At 48.1% G+C, this 16858-nt stretch carries 17 protein-coding genes; 11 read left to right on the top strand and 6 right to left on the bottom strand.

All coding sequences use genetic code 11. The annotated features are described in order from the left end of the window. Positions 1 to 142 precede the first annotated feature (142 nt). Positions 143 to 1879, top strand: coding sequence for a PQQ-dependent methanol/ethanol family dehydrogenase (locus ACN0VA_RS13240; RefSeq protein ID WP_417821620.1), 1737 nt, complete (start codon positions 143 to 145; stop codon positions 1877 to 1879). 138 nt (positions 1880 to 2017) lie between these two features. Beyond that, positions 2018 to 2653 (top strand): response regulator, encoded by a 636-nt coding sequence (locus ACN0VA_RS13235; protein ID WP_188665421.1) that lies wholly within the window; start codon positions 2018 to 2020, stop codon positions 2651 to 2653. Positions 2654 to 2659: 6 nt separating this feature from the next. Here ACN0VA_RS13235 and ACN0VA_RS13230 read toward each other — a convergent pair whose 3' ends face one another. The 4 genes from ACN0VA_RS13230 to ACN0VA_RS13215 form a co-directional block, all read right to left on the bottom strand. After that, positions 2660 to 4864 (bottom strand): NahK/ErcS family hybrid sensor histidine kinase/response regulator, encoded by a 2205-nt coding sequence (locus tag ACN0VA_RS13230; RefSeq protein WP_188665424.1) that lies wholly within the window; start codon positions 4862 to 4864, stop codon positions 2660 to 2662. Then, positions 4857 to 6023, bottom strand: a complete 1167-nt coding sequence (gene nosP / locus ACN0VA_RS13225; RefSeq protein ID WP_417821619.1) for a nitric oxide-sensing protein NosP — start codon at positions 6021 to 6023, stop codon at positions 4857 to 4859. Before nosP ends, ACN0VA_RS13230 begins: the two co-directional genes overlap by 8 nt. A gap of 31 nt (positions 6024 to 6054) precedes the next feature. Further along, positions 6055 to 6489: a cytochrome c-550 PedF gene (gene pedF / locus ACN0VA_RS13220; RefSeq protein ID WP_417821618.1), complete on the bottom strand. Its 435-nt coding sequence runs from the start codon at positions 6487 to 6489 to the stop codon at positions 6055 to 6057. Positions 6490 to 6712: 223 nt separating this feature from the next. Next, positions 6713 to 7123 carry a c-type cytochrome gene (locus tag ACN0VA_RS13215; RefSeq protein WP_417821617.1) on the bottom strand — a complete coding sequence of 137 codons (411 nt, stop codon included), beginning with the start codon at positions 7121 to 7123 and terminating at the stop codon, positions 6713 to 6715. A 237-nt stretch (positions 7124 to 7360) separates the two neighbouring features. On the opposite strand from ACN0VA_RS13215, the gene ACN0VA_RS13210 reads away from it, so the two are divergent. From ACN0VA_RS13210 to ACN0VA_RS13170, 9 genes are all read left to right on the top strand, one after another. Beyond that, the gene (locus ACN0VA_RS13210) at positions 7361 to 9076 is read left to right on the top strand and encodes a NahK/ErcS family hybrid sensor histidine kinase/response regulator (RefSeq protein WP_417821616.1); all 1716 of its coding nucleotides are present in this window, start codon (positions 7361 to 7363) and stop codon (positions 9074 to 9076) included. Between the two features lie 33 nt (positions 9077 to 9109). Continuing rightward, positions 9110 to 9256 carry a pyrroloquinoline quinone precursor peptide PqqA gene (gene pqqA / locus ACN0VA_RS13205; protein ID WP_417821615.1) on the top strand — a complete coding sequence of 49 codons (147 nt, stop codon included), beginning with the start codon at positions 9110 to 9112 and terminating at the stop codon, positions 9254 to 9256. A gap of 84 nt (positions 9257 to 9340) precedes the next feature. Continuing rightward, the gene (pqqD, locus tag ACN0VA_RS13200) at positions 9341 to 9628 is read left to right on the top strand and encodes a pyrroloquinoline quinone biosynthesis peptide chaperone PqqD (protein WP_417821614.1); all 288 of its coding nucleotides are present in this window, start codon (positions 9341 to 9343) and stop codon (positions 9626 to 9628) included. Beyond that, complete coding sequence (pqqE, locus tag ACN0VA_RS13195) at positions 9597 to 10745, top strand: pyrroloquinoline quinone biosynthesis protein PqqE (protein WP_417821613.1); 1149 nt, start codon at positions 9597 to 9599, stop codon at positions 10743 to 10745. Before pqqD ends, pqqE begins: the two co-directional genes overlap by 32 nt. Positions 10746 to 10842: 97 nt before the next feature. Next, complete coding sequence (locus ACN0VA_RS13190) at positions 10843 to 11352, top strand: hypothetical protein (protein WP_417821612.1); 510 nt, start codon at positions 10843 to 10845, stop codon at positions 11350 to 11352. 6 nt (positions 11353 to 11358) lie between these two features. Beyond that, positions 11359 to 12396, top strand: coding sequence for a 3-phosphoserine/phosphohydroxythreonine transaminase (gene serC, locus ACN0VA_RS13185; RefSeq protein WP_417821611.1), 1038 nt, complete (start codon positions 11359 to 11361; stop codon positions 12394 to 12396). Between the two features lies 1 nt (position 12397). Beyond that, the gene (locus ACN0VA_RS13180) at positions 12398 to 13162 is read left to right on the top strand and encodes a hypothetical protein (protein ID WP_417821610.1); all 765 of its coding nucleotides are present in this window, start codon (positions 12398 to 12400) and stop codon (positions 13160 to 13162) included. Continuing rightward, positions 13159 to 14286, top strand: a complete 1128-nt coding sequence (locus tag ACN0VA_RS13175; protein ID WP_417821609.1) for a M48 family metalloprotease — start codon at positions 13159 to 13161, stop codon at positions 14284 to 14286. Before ACN0VA_RS13180 ends, ACN0VA_RS13175 begins: the two co-directional genes overlap by 4 nt. Beyond that, positions 14252 to 14986, top strand: a complete 735-nt coding sequence (locus ACN0VA_RS13170; RefSeq protein ID WP_417821608.1) for a creatininase family protein — start codon at positions 14252 to 14254, stop codon at positions 14984 to 14986. The genes ACN0VA_RS13175 and ACN0VA_RS13170 overlap by 35 nt, the downstream gene beginning before the upstream one ends. Here ACN0VA_RS13170 and pqqC read toward each other — a convergent pair. Together pqqC and pqqB are read right to left on the bottom strand one after the other, a co-directional pair. Beyond that, positions 14949 to 15710 (bottom strand): pyrroloquinoline-quinone synthase PqqC, encoded by a 762-nt coding sequence (gene pqqC / locus ACN0VA_RS13165; protein WP_417821607.1) that lies wholly within the window; start codon positions 15708 to 15710, stop codon positions 14949 to 14951. The genes ACN0VA_RS13170 and pqqC overlap by 38 nt on opposite strands. Continuing rightward, the gene (pqqB, locus tag ACN0VA_RS13160) at positions 15707 to 16639 is read right to left on the bottom strand and encodes a pyrroloquinoline quinone biosynthesis protein PqqB (RefSeq protein WP_417821606.1); all 933 of its coding nucleotides are present in this window, start codon (positions 16637 to 16639) and stop codon (positions 15707 to 15709) included. Before pqqB ends, pqqC begins: the two co-directional genes overlap by 4 nt. Positions 16640 to 16858 lie beyond the last annotated feature (219 nt).

The following is a 16858-nucleotide window of genomic DNA, read 5'->3' as shown; positions in this document are numbered from 1 at the left end:
GGGCTTTGTTCGACTTTTTGCCAATATTGCATAACAACCCGTCCCCTCATAGTGAAAGCAGTCTTTGAAGCATGTGCAAAACATGTCGACTGAACATTATTTTTTTTGAGGCTTTCACTTTCCTTGAAAGGGAGACATATATATGAAACGGGCACTATTCACGACAGCCGCCTTAGGGTGGCTGGCACTGGGGGCACTTGGTCCCAACGCTGCACTGGCAAAGGTCACAAATGAGGATATTCTCAATGATGACAAGAATACCTCCCAAGTCGTAACAGACGGTATGGGCTTGCAGGCCCAACGCTTCAGCCCTTTGAATAAAATCAATCTGAAAACTGTGAAAAAACTGGTTCCGGCATGGACCTTTTCTTTCGGGGGGGAAAAACAACGCGGTCAAGAGGCCCAGCCACTGGTTGCGGATGGGGTGATGTATGTGACCGGGTCTTATTCTCGTCTGTTTGCCATTGATGTGAAAACGGGTGAAGAATTATGGCAATATGATGCGCGTCTTCCCGATGGGATTATGCCGTGTTGCGATGTGATTAACCGTGGGGCGGCACTTTATGAAGACATGGTCTATTTTGGGACGCTGGATGCCAAAATCGTTGCGTTAGATGCCAAAACCGGCAAGGTGAAGTGGAAAAAGAAAGTCGGTGATTACAAGGCTGGTTATTCCCTGACGGCGACACCGTTGATTGTTGAAGGTAAAGTCGTAACCGGGGTTTCCGGTGGTGAGTTTGGCATTGTTGGCAAGGTTGAAGCCCGTGATGCAAAAACCGGTGAACTTGTTTGGTCCCGTCCAACGGTCGAAGGTCACATGGGCACCCTAAAGGGTAAAGAAAGCACCATGACCGGTGTGAAAAATGCAAGCTGGCCGGGGGATATGTGGAAGTATGGCGGCGGTGCGACTTGGCTGGGTGGCACTTACGATCCGGAAACACGCCAACTGTTTTTCGGGACAGGGAACCCGGCACCGTGGAATTCTCACTTGCGTCCCGGTGATAACCTTTATACCGCATCCCGTCTGGCCATTGATATTGATACGGGTGAAATCAATTGGCACTATCAGACCACGCCGCACGATGGCTGGGACTTTGACGGTGTGAACGAAGTGGTTTCTTATAATCTTGATGGTAAAAAACTGGCGGCAACAGCAGACCGTAACGGATTTTTCTATGTTCTGGACCGTACCAACGGGAAACTGCAAAATGCCACACCGTTTGTGAAGGATATCACTTGGGCAAAGGGCATTGATCTGAAAACAGGCCGCCCGATGTATAGCGAAACAGGTCGTCCGGGCAACCCGATGGATGCCGAAGGCGGTAAAAAAGGCAAGGCCATTTTCTCTATCCCTTCTTTCTTGGGTGGTAAAAACTGGATGCCGATGGCTTATAGCCCGGTGACAGAAACATTCTATGTGCCGTCAAATGAATGGGGCATGGATATTTGGAACGAGCCGATTACCTACAAAAAAGGGGCAGCTTATCTTGGGGCTGGTTTTACGATCAAACCTTTGTTTGAAGATTACATCGGTTCATTGAAAGCGATTGATCCGCGCACAGGCAAGATCAAATGGGAATATAAGAATAACGCGCCGTTATGGGGCGGGGTGATGACAACGCCGGAACTTGTCTTTACAGGCACACCGGAAGGTTATCTGAAAGCCTTTAACGCCAATAACGGCGAAGAGGTCTGGAAATTCAATACTGGTTCCGGGATTGTCGGCTCCCCCATTACATGGGAACAGGATGGTGAACAGTATGTCGCGGTCGTATCCGGTTGGGGCGGTGCGGTTCCTTTGTGGGGCGGTGACGTGGCCAAACGGATTAAAAACCTGAACCAAGGGGGCAGTGTTTGGGTCTTTAAACTGGTTATGTAGTCCCGGTTGCAAACGGGCGAAATTACATCTACGACCTTTGGAGAAGGGATGAAGTCTTTGGGCTTCATCCCTTCTGGTATATAATCACCGGAAAGACATAAAATAAAATACTACCTTTAACTGAGGTTCTCTGGGACGATGTACACATTTTTAATCGCTGATGACCATCCGTTATTTCGAGATGCCATCAAACAAGTTGTTGATGAACGTTGGCCTGATGCAACGATTATTGAAGTTTCCACCTTGGAAGAGGCACGGGAACAGGCCATCGAAAATGATGATCTGGATATTGTTTTACTGGATTTAAATATGCCGGGTGCCGAAGGCTTTTCCGGTCTTTTGGGGATACGAAACGCAGCCCCCGTTTTGCCTGTGGTTATTGTCTCGGCGGAAGAAAGCCCGGATGTTATCCAACGCGCGTTGACGTGCGGGGCGTTGGGGTTTATCCCGAAATCATCCAGCAAGGAACGTATTGGTGATGCAGTCCATGCGGTTTTGCTTGGGAAAACGTTTGTGCCACCGGAACTGGCAGAAGCCATTGAAGAAAAACGCCGTGTCGATGACGGATTGCGCGAACGTGCTGCTTTGCTGACCCCAGCCGAGGTGGGCGTGTTGGAACTGCTGACGTTGGGTAAGCCTAATAAAATTATCGCTTATGAATTGGATATAAAAGAGTCCACCGTCAAGGCGCATATATCGGCGATCTTGCGTAAATTGGGTGTGCACAGCCGGACACAGGCGGTTCTGATGGCAAAAACGCTGGATTTTGGTTAAAGCTTTTTACAAGCGGTTTCCATTGGCGATGTGTGATAACCATGCGCGCAGTTTTGCGGGTTTTAAAGGCTTGTTCAGCAATGCATAGCCATGTGAGCTGACGCTTGCGCGGATTTCGTCTGTGCGATCCGCCGTTAAAACCATCGCCGGGAAATGTGGTCGGTAATCACGTTTTAGGGCCCCCAGTAAATCCAGTCCGGTGTCCCCATCATCTAAATGATAATCAGCAATAATGGCATCGGGGAAATAGCCCAGACCATCTAAAAGCTGTACGGTTTCTTTGCGGGAACCAGCGGTGAGAACTTTACAGTCCCAGTTTTCCATCAGACTTTGCATGCCGTACTGAATGTCATTTTCATTATCGATAATCAAGACAGTCAGCCCGTTCATATGCTCGGTAAAAATTTTGGTTTGCACAACCGGCGGGGAGGGGATGGGGTTTTGACTGAGCGGGACCTCCACACTGAAACAGGCACCGTTATTAATCTCGGATTTCAAGAGGATTTTATGCCCCAGCGTTTGTGCAATCCGTTTGACGATAGCGAGCCCCAACCCGGCACCTTTTTCCGTTTGATCTGTCCGGTCTAATTGGCGAAATTCTTCAAAAATGCGTTCCTGATCTTTCTGGGCGATCCCATTGCCGGAATCATAAACGCAAAGGTGTAAGTTCTCCCCTTCCCGTTTTGCTCCGACCAAAATGCGCCCGCTATCCGTATAGCGCACGGCGTTGCTGACAAAATTGCGCAAGACACGGGATAATAATTTGGGGTCACTGTTTACGAATACCGAAGTCGGGATCACTTTTAACGCGATGCCTTTTTGGGCTGCGATTGGGCCGTATTCTTCTTGAAGGCGGTTGAATAAATCACTTAACGGGAAATCCGCAATCACCACGGGGACAGCACCGGCATCCAGTTTTGAAATTTCCAAAAGCGCACTGAGCAAACTTTCCACACCTTTCAGGGCAAAGTCGGCACGTTCGACAAGGGGGCGGTTTTTGTCATCCAATGCTCGTTCCAAAAGTGTGGATATAAAGAGCCGGGCAGCATTCAGGGGCTGTAAAAGATCGTGACTTGCCGCTGCCAAAAAACGGGTTTTAGACAAGTTGGCTTCCTCGGCGGCTTCTTTCGCGATGTGCAATTCGTCAGTGCGTTCGCGTACGCGTTCTTCAAGATTTTCTTTGGCTTCGCGTAATTCTTCCGCTGCCTGACGACGGGCGGTAATATCGCTGTAGGTTGTGACAAAACCACCACCGGGCATGGGGTTGCGTTGAACTTCCACGACCTGCCCGTTGGGGCGGGTATATTCAAAATAAAGCGGTTCCTGCGCTCGCGCCCGTTGAATACGTTCTTGATAAGCGTCTTCCGTTTTGGGGCCAAATTCCCCGCGAAAGACATTGAACCGGGTATAACGTTCGTAGGTCATATGATGTTCGACCAACCCGTCGGGCAGGTCCAGCAATTCGATGAAGCGTTGGTTCCAAGCAACCAGTTTTAAATCCTTGTCAAAGACCGAGACCCCTTGACGCAAATTGTCCAATGTGGATTGCAACAGGACGTTTTGTTCAGCCAGTTCGCGTTCGCGTCGGATTTGTTCTTCGGCCTTAATATCGGTGATGTCGGTATAGACGCCGACGATCCCGCCGTCTTTCGTCGGGCGTTCATTGATTTTCAGCCAACGACCATCTTTTAACTGAATGACGAAGGATTCTTTTGGGTTACGATGACGGTTTAAACGTTCCTTAAGCCAGTCAATCGGACTTTCCACGTCTTCCGGCACGACATATTGGCGCACCAGTTTACGGGCCATATCTTCAAAACGTGTCCCATAGGGCACATCATTTTGATGATTGCCCCAAAAATCCCAAAACTTGTTATTACACAGGATGAGACGATCTTCCTTATCGTACAGGGCGAAGCCTTCCGATACACTTTCGACGGCTTCTTCCAAACGAATGCGCGAGGTTTCGGCTTCACCTTTGGTGCGTTTGAGTTCCAGATTAACTTTTTCCAGAGACCCCAATGCCTGTTCCAACTGGTGAGTGCGTTCACGAACTTTTTCATCCAGCAAGGTTGCGGTTTGAAAAGAAGAATAAGCCCCGCCTTGGACGTCTAGCGTGCGCTCTACCTGTTTCATCAGGGCGGAAATGATTTTGCGTAGTTTGAGGGTTTCATCCGCCGTTCCGGTGGGGATATCAAGTGCATCAATCATCTGTGTCCCTCCAACCGATGGCGACCCCGGTAAAGGTCTGGTTGACATGCATGCCTGCAAATTGTTCACCATAGGTATTGAAACCATAAACATTGTGATCGACCAGCAGCTTTGAAACCTGTGCCTTTTTCTGTGGGGTTTGTTCCAGTTCCAGTTTTCTGAATATGCAGTCGCATCCAATGATCAATTCCGGCTTGCCAATTGTCTTTTCGATATCGTCAAACGTGTCTTCCAGATTGGTCACAATATCCTGACCATTGGCGAGGGTCAGGACCAGTCCTTCATCAATGGCGCAGAAAAACCGCAAACCATCTTCGCCTTCGGGCCGTTGAATTGATCGTACATAATAAGATCCGGCAACGCGCACCATGACGGGGTGTGCTGCAAATTGTTCTGGATTGAGATCTTCTGGTTTGACCCCGATAAGGCGGGCGTATTCTTCCGTTGCTGGGGCGGCATTGATTTCGCGTACAATGCGCGAAGCCGGGTCAGCCTCGGTAATTACCATCTTGCGTTTGGTTTCCAGAAAATGCTGGGTGCGAAAGACTTTAAAAGGGCAATTTGTATGGACTAAAACCAATGTGGCCGCATCGCGGTGGGCTTGCCCGTTATAATAAATAAGGGTTTCTTTGAATTTTAGATCATCACCGGCCGATCCGCCAAATAAGGGAATATCGCCTAATTCGGGATAAAGGGCGTTCAGGACGGTTTCCTCGACCAAGGAAAGGCCGTCAATTAGAACAAGGCCAAAAGAATGGTCCGTGCTTTTTTGCGGCAGACCATTCCTGAATTCAGTCACCAGTGATTTGGTTCGAACCGACCAGTCTGAAATATCAATGGTGGATACATCCGGTATCAGGGTGCCTTCCACCATAAAATGATCTTCGGGCAGGCCGAAGGCACAAACGCCGTCATTTTGATATCCGTTTTCCCCGATCACACCGGCCGATGTACAGCCAAAGACCAAGGCGTCGGGATAAAAGGCTTCTAAGGCATCCCCCAGGGCCGCTATATCATAGGCACCTGAGGTAAAGAAAAAAATGGCGGAGAACGGTTCGTTCCCCAAGCCGATAAATAGCTCCCCGGCTGCACGGGGGGCGGTGCGCGCCTTGCTGTTTCCTTTTGGTATTTTATGTTTTTTTGTTTTGTTATCCAGCACGTTTTACACCTTCTTATTGAACAGGGTGTGATCAGTCTTCCGGCTGCTCGTCGATATAGGTCCGAATGGCCCATAACCCTTCTTGTGAAATGGTGCCGGCAAATTTCGGCATATATACTTTACCGTCGCGCACAGCCCCATGAGTGACACGTTCTTTAAACCATTCATCACCATCCATATCTGTTTCAAGATAACGCAAATCCGGTGCAATGCCACCTGAAATCACTTGAAGCCCATGACAACGCGCGCAGTTTTGATTATAGGCGGAAGATCCGATTTCAACGGCACGCGATTTTAGGGCTTGGTCGTTACGAAATGGGTTTTCGTCTAACCATTCTTCGCCCAGTTGCGGCAAACCACTGGTGTCGACGGCCTGAGGCGTAACATCACCATGAGCGATGGCCTCTATGGCCACTCCGGTAACGATCGCGCTTGCCAACCCGATGCATAGGAACTTCTTGAGCATGTTTTTGATCCTCCAAATCGTAATATTTCGATTTATCTGTTAAATTTTATCCTGTTATTTTATAACTTTTTGACAGATTGGTTTTCTCCTCGACTTTGGTCGTATTGGTATTAGCCAAAGGTCTAAAACGCTCTTTCTTTGAAAGAAAACCCGCTTACTGTTCAGCAGGAAGCGGGGAAGTTGAGGCAAAACCCAAAAAAGTCTGTCAAAATAAAAAAAGCACCTACTTGAAGCTTTTTAAAAATGCGATCAAATAGTCACGTTCTGCCGGGTCCGTAATTTGGACATGGCGCATGCGGTTTCCATGAACCAGCCAGGTATTGCCGGAAACCCAGTCGCGTAAATTCTTTTCATCCCAAACAATCCCGGACTTCTTCAAAGCTTCGGAATAATCAAAACGGGGCAGGTTGGCGGCGGGACGCATAAAGACGCCACGCAGATTTGGACCGAACGTATTGAGGGCGGGATTAAGGGAATGACATTCCTTGCAGCGTTTGAAAACCTGCAAGCCCGCTGCGGCTTCTGTACTAGGTGGTTTATATCCGAAGTAACTGTCTTTTACTTCCGCATCGTCGCCAGCCTGTGCAGCTAACGGAACCATGCAGACAAGTGCTGCCAACATTTTCTTTAACATCTGTGTGCTTTCCTTTAATGCGCGGTGATTAACGAAAGCGAAGCCTCACATGAAACGCCGCTTATATCCTTTCAACGATAGGGAAGTATGCGCCGGAATGCTGTTCGACTTTTGGCTAAAGGGGATTGGCAAAAAGTCTAATGCGAGGACGATATGTATTTGATTTATGGTGTCGTCCCCGCTTAATCGCTATACTCTTAAATATTAAGGGAAGGCTTATTGAAGTAACGGATATTGATGACGCACATGTCAAAAGGCGCAATGGATTTGCAAAAGTTGAAAAAAGAAAACGATCAACTGCAAAAACGTATCAAAGAACTGGAAATGATTGAAGAACGCTATGCGCTGGCGATGGATGGTGCAAACGAAGGTCTGTGGGAATGGAACCCCGTGACCAAGGATTTGTTCATTTCCTCGCGCTTGATGGAAACGTTGGGTCATTCCAGTCAAAGCCGCCGCACGACAACGCATCAATGGTTGGAATGGGTGCACCCGGATGATGTCGCAGGCTATGAACAAAAAGTCTCCGAACATCTGAAAGGGTTAAGCGAGTATTTTGAATGGGAATACCGGGTGCGTGCCACCGATGGTATTTATCACTGGGTTTTTGCCCGTGGAAAAGCGTTACGAGACAACAACGGAATTGCTTATCGTATGGTGGGGTCCGTGGGCGATATTACAGAACGCAAACTGGCACAGGAACGCCTGAAGCAAGCCCATGATGAATTGGAAGATCGCGTTGAAGAACGCACCAAAGCTTTGGTTACCCTGAACAAACAACTGAGCCGTGAAGTTCAGGAACGCAAAACTATTGAACAGAAATTGAAGCAGGCCAAAGAAGCGGCCGAACAGGCCAATAGCAGCAAAGATAAATATCTGGCAGCAGCCAGTCACGACCTGCTTCAGCCTTTAAATGCCGCACGCCTTTTAATTTCGACATTACAAGAACGTGATTTATCGGACAAAGATGCCTCGCTAGTGCAACGCATTCATAATGCGTTGGGCAGTGCTGAAGAATTGTTGACCGACCTTTTGGACATTGCAAAATTGGATGCCAATGCGATTGTGCACGAAATTTCAGAAGTGCCTGCCAACCGATTGTTATTGGCATTGGGGGAGGAATTTCAATCGGTTGCGAATAAAGCCAATGTAAAATTGCGCGTGATGCCTTGCGGCTATTCGATTAAGACTGACCCACGCCTTTTGGGGCGAATTTTACGAAATTTCCTGAGCAATGCAATCCGTTATTCATCAAGTGGGCGTGTTGTGTTGGGGTGTCGGCGCTGTGCGGACCATATCCGTTTTCAGGTTTGGGATAGTGGCCCCGGGATACCGCCGGACAAGTTGGATGATATTTTTCTGGAGTTTCACCAACTAAAAGAAAATAGCTTGGATCGCGAGAACAAAGGGGTTGGTTTGGGGCTTGCGATTGTTGAACGGATTGCAAAAATCTTAGGCCATCCGGTCCATGTCCAGTCCATTGTTGGAAAAGGATCGGTCTTTAGTGTTGATGTCCCTGTCTGTGATGGCGTCAACCCGTTGGTTATGCAGGCTGCGCCCTTACCTCGACAACCTTATAACCTGTCGGGTGTACCTGTTTTGATTATTGATAATGAAGGCAGTATTACACATTCTATGGCTGATTTGCTCAATGAATGGGGCATGATCCCGCATTGCGCTGTATCTAAAAGTACTGCGCTGGCAGAAATGAAATATGCTGAACACACACCCGTTGCCATTTTGGCGGATTACCATTTGGATGATGGCGAAACCGGGATCAGGGTTATTCAGGATATTCATGCGGTGTATGGTTCGGATATCCCTGCTGTGATTATTACGGCAGATCGTACCCAGACGGTGAGCAACGAATGTGAACGTCTGGGATATCATATTTTGAACAAGCCATTGAAGCCGGCCAAATTGCGCGCCTTGCTCAATCACCTGTTGGTGTAAGTTCCAACCCTGACTTTGTCTTCCCTAAGACTAATGGCTAATTGCGGTGCTTTCTTAAAATTCAGACAATTCCTCCGGTTCTATTATTTTAACAGGAGAAAATTCATGAAGTGGGAAACACCAGCTTACTGCGACCTGCGTCTCGGTTTTGAAGTGACGGCTTACGTTTACGTTCGCTAAGCAAAAAACCAAAGGGGAAGGGGCTTTATGTTCCTTCCTCATCGTCTCATGTGCCGGGACATCTTTATCTCAGGGCTTAGATCAATGTGTGCAGAAGAAAAAATTGAACTCACCAGCCAACTGCAAATCCATCCGATGTATGTGTTTCGCTGGGAAGAACAGGAACAAGCTTATTTGCTGCTCTATCCAGAAGGGATTGTGAAATTGAACAATTCCGCCGGGCATATTCTTAAGTATTGCGACGGTGTGCGTTGTGTTTCCCAGGTTATTGATGAACTGGAGCAAGAGTTCGATCAACAGGGCCTTGATGAAGACGTTGTAAAATTTATGGAGGTCGCTCATGCCAAAGGCTGGATCAGACTTAAAACTTGATGGGAACGGCAAGCCGTTATGGCTTGTGCTGGAACTGACTTATAAATGTCCGCTGAAATGTCCGTGGTGCTCCAATCCACTGGGGTTTGAAGATTACTCCAACGAATTAACGACCCAAGAATGGAAAACGGTTTTACGCGATGCACGCAAAATCGGTAGCCTGCAACTGGGGTTTAGCGGTGGCGAGCCGATGGTGCGCAGCGATCTGGAAGAATTGGTCGATGAGGCGGACACATTAGGATATTACACCAATTTGATTTCTTCAGGTGTCGGATTAACCAAAGATCGTTTGAAAGAGTTAAAACGCGTTGGTTTGAAACAGATACAAATTAGCCTGCAACACAATGATGCGGCAAAAAATGACGCGATGGTCGGTGTGAAAAGCTTCGAGCAAAAAATGCAATGTATCGAAGATATCAAATCAATCGGTTTTCCGGTGGTGATGAATGTCCCGGTTTCACGTTTTAATATTGATGCGGTTGAAGATATTATCAAATTGGCAGAATATCATAATGTGGAGTTTCTCGAATTTGCCAATTTGCAATATTACAATTGGGCGCTGCTAAACCGTGACGAACTGTTGCCAACAATTGAACAGTTGCAACACGCCGAAGCCAAGGTGAATGAAGCCCGTGCCCGTCTGGGTAAAAACATGACGATTTATTTCGTTATTCCCGATTATTTTGATGGCCGACCCAAGGCGTGCATGAACGGATGGGGGGCGATCCATTTGACAATTGCGCCGGACGGATCTGCCTTGCCCTGTCAGGAAGCCCAGACCATCACTCATCTTGAATTTCCCAACGTAAAAGATCGTCCCCTTGACTGGATCTGGAATGAATCACCTGCCTTTAATGCCTATCGTGGGACAAGCTGGATGAAGGAGCCTTGCGTAGGCTGTGATGAAAAGGAAAATGATTTTGGCGGGTGTCGCTGTCAGGCGTTTGCCTTGACCGGGGATGCGACCAACACGGACCCGGCTTGTTCCAAATCACCGCATTTTGACATGATTACCTCGGCTGTTGAAAATGCGCGGGTTACGGGGCGCCCCGGCATGCCTTTGGTTATGCGCACGCGCGGTGCGGTTAGCAATCTTATGAAAAAGGTGTGTGCATGAAGCTTCCCCATGAAACAAAAGGTGGCACGATTGGTGCCGGATTAAGTCTGATTGTTTTGCTCTCGCTCTTGGTGCATTTCTGGGCAGGGAGTGGTTAATGGCGATGGATGTCCTTGATCTGGTTGCACGCTGGCTGCATGTTATGGGAATTTTGGTTTGGGTGGGCCATAATTTTGCAAATGTCATTCAAAATCCGACTTATAACATGCCACAGGGGAAGGCGCCTGCGGCTGACATCGAAGCACGGTTTGAGGCCGCTTTGCGCCGCGAACATGCAACGTTTCGCTATGCCTCCATCGTTGTGCTGGGGAGCGGGCTGTTTATGTTATTTCACCGCGATATCTTATGGGACGTGCTGCGTTTAAATGGCAGTCACGCGGTTTTGGGGATGGGGGTCTGGTGTGGCCTGTTGATGGTTTTGAATTTGTGGTTGGTTCTTTGGCCGCATCAAAAAAAGGTCATTGGTTTTATTCCCGCAAGTTTTGAGGAACGGGTGCGCTGTTCGCGCATTACCTTTTTGTCATCACGAACCAACACAATCCTCAGCTTTCCGACTGTTTTTTTCATGGCGGCGGGCTCACATACGAGTTTTCTGTTTGGGGGATAAAACCTCATGATGTCGTTTAATTTTGGTGCGGGCCCGGCGGTCTTGCCAAACGAAATTCTGGAACAGGCACGTGCGGAAATCTTCAATTGGCAAGGAAGCGGCATGTCACTGTTTGAAATCCCGTTTGGCGATCCGGCCTTTGGGGAGGTGATGCAGGCAGCGCGTCTGGCTTTGCGACAGGTTTTGAATTTGCCGGACAGTCATCATCTGTTGTTTTTGCAAGGCGGGGCTTATGCTCATTTTGCCTTTGTGGCCATGAACCTGATGGGAGATAAAAAACGGGCCTGTTATTTAGATACAGGTCATTGGTCCAAACGGGCAATTGCCGAGGCCAGCAAATATGGCGAGATTGTCGTGGATCGGATTGTTGCGGATGGGGCTTATTGTCATATAACCACGAACGAGACAACACAGGGACGGCAATTCCATGAACTCCCGGACTCACAAGGTTTGCCACTTGTTGCTGATATGACATCGGATATTTTGACCCGCCCGATTGATTTTTCACACATGGACTTGGTTTATGCCAGTGCGCAAAAGAACATCGCACCTGCTGGGCTCAGCCTTGTTATTATGCATGAGAAACTGTTTGATCGTGCTTTGGATATTACGCCTACTGTCTTTAATTATACCCAGCAAGCGAGAAACAATTCTCGTGTCAATACGCCGAACCTGTTTGGGATTTATATGGCGGGATTGATGGCAGAATGGGTGATAGACCAAGGTGGTTTGGCAGAAATGGCGAAACGCAGTCGGCAAAAGAGTGCGTTGCTTTATAATACGATAGACCGCAGTCGTTTTTTCCATACCAGCGTGAACGGGGAGATGCGTTCGCACATTAATGTGTGTTTTGGTTTAAAGGATCCGACCCTAAATGGGCTTTTTTTGCAGCAGGCCCATCAAGAAGGTTTACTTAACTTAAGCGGCCATTCAGCGGGCGCTCCGTTGCGTGCAAGTCTATATAATGCACTGCCAACAGAGGGTGTAGTGGCCTTAGCGGACTTTATCAACAGGTTTGATACACAGTTGGTGCGGGCATCGTGATATGGATTTTGCGCAAACCAGTCGTCATCTTCAGGTGAAAATCGCATTACCGATGGCGCGTAAACGTGCTCAATGGTTTGAATGTAGCGCCCCGTTACCAGCATTTTCGAAAACGGTTATGGGAATTGATTTTGCCAACCCGTTGGGATTGGCCGCCGGGTTTGATAAACAGGCAGCCATGATGGCGCTGGCCCGGAAATTGGGGTTGGGTTTTATGGAAGTCGGCAGCCTGATGCAGGAAAAATCGTTACCTTCTTCCCAACAAAGCGGTCCATTTGGGGTGAACATTGCTGCTGACGTTGATTGCATGTCCTTGGACGAGTCCCTCGTGCATTATACGAAGCTCGCGGCAAGCTATGCAGCGCAAGCTGATTTTCTGGTTATTAATCTGAGTTCCCCGCGTAGTCGGCCTTTCTTGCAAAAAGGTGGACGGGACTGGACGGTTGATCTGTTCCAACAATTACATGCGACGATCTCCCGCCCGATATGCCTGAAAGTCCGACGTGAGCAGATACCGGACTGGATCGGGGATTTATCTCTGAATGGGGTAGTTATTGCACATATCGCACAAGAGGATGTGCGGGACATTAAACACATTTATGCCGATTTACGTCCCCTCAATATCTTGTCTGTCGGTGGGGTGATGACGCAAAGAGATGTGGAAATGCGTTTGTCATCGGGGGCGGATTTAGTGGAAATTTTCAGCCTTCTGGTGTTGAAAGGTCCAAAAGCCGTGCGTGAATTGGTGCAAGGGTTATGGCCATGACCATAACGATGGTTTTCATCTTGACCCTCCTGTTGTTTGCACATGCTTGGTTATGTGCCCGGCAAGTGTCTTATATTGGTTCACAGCATAACGATGACATCGGGCGATATGCCAAGGCCAAAGCATATGTGGCGCTTTTATCCTATATGCTGGATATTTTGTGGTGTGCGTTGTTACTTGTCAGTGATGCTTTCACAACTGTTTTCGACCTGACAGGCTTGATCATTACGCATTGGTTTTTGCGACGCCTGGTTCTCGGCAGTGTGCAGATGGGGATCGAACGCCATTTCGGCTTTGGTCGGATGACATGGCAAATATTGGGGAAAGTGATATTGAAGGCCTTATGTCTGCGCCTTGTATTGACGTTTGGTGCTGTTAATCTGGTCTTTTATTATATGCCGATGACAAGTCATATGGCGGTTTTCCTGTGGGTGTGGCTGGTCTGGTTCTGCCTTGATAGTGCGGTGATCACAATACGCCCGTGGCTGCAATCGCGACTGGATGGTTTGCTAAAACCTTTGGATGATGCCGGTTTGTTAAACCGTGTAACCCATATGTGTCTTTATGCCGGTTATGAACCTGTCGATGTCTATGTTCAGGATGGATCCCAACGAACAAGCCATGCGAATGCGCGTTTTGAAGGGATCGGACCTTTCAAGCGTATCGTGCTGAATGACAGTTTACTCGATCGCCTGAATGAGGACGAAATTCTCAGCGTTATCGCCCATGAATTAGGCCATCATGCTCATCGTCATATTTTTAAGTATCAACTTTTAAAAGGGGGATTGGCGTTGTTGGGTGTTTTGATCTTTGGGCAATTTTCAACGTCGTTTAGTTCTTTGGTGATCAGTGCTCCGGCTTTGGCGGCAGTGGCGCTACCGGTTTTGAATGCCTATATCCGCTCTTGTGAATATCAGGCGGACCGATTTGCAAGTTTTTATGGCGGAGGGGCGGAGACTTTCTTGCGCGCTTTGGATAAAATTCATGTCCAAAATGCCATGATGCAAAAAGGGGATCAGTTTTATGATGCGGTTTATTCCGGGCATCCTACACCACAGGCTCGGGCGCAATATTTAAGGAAAATAAGCAATGGAGCTACAAAAATCCACATGGCCGGAGGTTGAAGAATATCTGCAATCGTGCCAAACGATCCTGATCCCGATCGGTTCAACCGAACAACATGGCCCGAGCGGCATGATTGGGACGGACAGTATGATTGCAGAGGCGATAACAAAAGAACTCGCCCGTCGAAGTGGCCTGATGTGCGCCCCTGTTCTGTCAATTGGGATGGCGGAACATCATATGGCGTTTGCGGGGACAATTTCCTTACAACCGCAAACTTTATCGCTGGTTATTCGTGATGTGGTGCATTCGTTGGAAGTGCATGGATTTGCAGAGTTTATTTTTATCAACGGGCATGGTGGTAATGGTCCTGTTTTGCAACGTACCTTTCAGGAAGACGTCACAAATTGCCGTTTTTATAATTGGTATATGGGGGCTGAAACCCGAAAATTACGTGCATCACTTTATGCCGATCAGGAAGGTCGTCATGCCACACCAAGCGAGATTGCCGTTGTTCAATATCTGGATGAAAGCACGTTACGAAATGTCGCTTGTGATCCTGTGTGTGCCCCCGCGTTGGCGTACGAGGGGGCACAGGATATGCGTGATAAACATCCCGATGGCCGGATCGGGGCCAATGTATCACTGGCGGATCCGGCGGATGGAAAACGGCTTTTTGAAACAAGTGTAAATGATTTAATGGAAACCTTGATCAAGAAGGGGACTATTGCGCCGCCGCAACATCCGTCTGAACGGGGGTAAAACATCCCGGTGGGATCATGCCCGGGTTAACATAGGCCAGATAAAGCGCATCCAGTTGTGCCCATAAAACACCTGTTTTCATGTAAAGAGCATCAATGACGGCTTGTTGCTGATCAATCGTACGAGCATGTTCTTTCACATAACGCAGGGCAAAATCCACATCACGCGGGGCTTGGGTCAGGCGTTCTCGAAAATAGGCGACCATTGTTTCATCCACAAAATCGTAATTTTCCAACATACCTGCGATCCGTTCTTTGTGAATTTTCGGGGCGAACAATTCTGTCAGGCAGGACGCAAAACCAATTAACAACGGGGCATGGCGGCAAAAATTGATATAGGTATCAACCGCATGCTTGGTGGCTGGCAGAACCCCTTCCATTGATTGAACATAAGCACGTTCCAGACCCAAGGCCTCACACAATTTCAGCCACCGTTCAATGCCACCTTCATCCTGATCTATGCCATCATGATCGAAAATACGCTGGCGCCAAAGATTGCGCAGTTCCTTATCTGGGCAATTGGACAAAATGGCGTAGTCCTTGATCGGGATGCCTTGTTGATAGACATATCGGTTCAAAGCCCAAGCCTGCACTTGTCCCAAAGACAATTTCCCACCATGAAGCAATTTATGAAAGGGGTGCAGATTGTGATAACGTTCTGCACCGATACCTTGCAGGGTTTGTTCCAGCTCATCCGGGCTCAGAACTTTATTCAGCTTGATCATAAGATAACCTCCATTGTGTCATAGCCGATTTCCCATCCGGCTTTATTGGCAATTGCCCGCTGAGTTGAATTTTCCAACAGAACGGGATTTGTATTGTTGATATGGATAAAGACTTTGCGCTTGATGTTTAGTTCTTCAAACGCCTGAATGCTGCCCGCAGGGCCTGCCATGCACATATGGCCCATGCGTTGTCCGGTTTTGACGCCGCAGCCTGTTTCGATCATTTCATCGTTAACCCATGTTGTACCGTCAAAAAAGACCAGATCGCTGTTTTGCACGCGTTCAGCCAAGTCCGGGGGCAAGGCAGCGCATCCAGGCAAATAATAAAAAGATTTTTTGCTGTCGCGTGCCGTGACCTTTATGCCAACGGTATCTTCGGGGACGGATCCAAAATTCGAACCGGCTTGTTCATCTTCCAAATAAAGGGCGATTTTGCCGGGGACGGGGAAAAGTTCAATCTCAATGCCGCTGTTTTGTCCGTCCTGAAAACAAAGCTCGGTTTTTTGATCTATGGGAAGTTTGCGGCGTGCGACGTAGTCGGGGTTCAGGATATTAAACAGGCTGTTTTCGCCTAAAACGTTAATGACGCGTTGGGTGGCGTAAAGGGCGAGGGGCTGGCTTTCGCGTAATGTCAATAATCCGCCGATATGATCGACATCGGCATTGGTGAGAATAACCCCTTTAATCGGGCTGTGCCGTTTACTATGCTTTGGGTGCAGGCAGGGATTGGCTTGAATTTGCTGACGAATATCGGGGGAGGCATTTAACAGGAACCAGTTGTCCCCATCCACAGTGATGGCAAGCGAGGATTGCGTGCGGGCAATCGCATCTGGATTATTTGCCCATGCCTTGCGGCAATTGTTACAATGGCAATTCCATTGCGGGAATCCCCCACCTGCCGCTGCCCCTAGAATTTTAATTTTCAACATTTTGCGTGCCCATGCCTGTTTTAAGGAACAACAGGATAAGTGAAAGGGCCCCTTAAAACATATTGGACAAAGGTCTAGGCTGCTTCCATTTTATGAGGGACGATTTGTGCCGTTAATTAGAGGTTGCAGTTAATGCACAACTTAAGTTGGTTGAACCGAATGAGGGAAAGATAAAATTAACAAACATCAATTGTAGATGGATTTAAAATAGGTTACATA

This window comes from Terasakiella sp. (genome assembly GCF_048267425.1).
Lineage (GTDB): Bacteria > Pseudomonadota > Alphaproteobacteria > Rhodospirillales > Terasakiellaceae > Terasakiella.
This window is presented reverse-complemented; position numbering and strand designations above follow the sequence as displayed.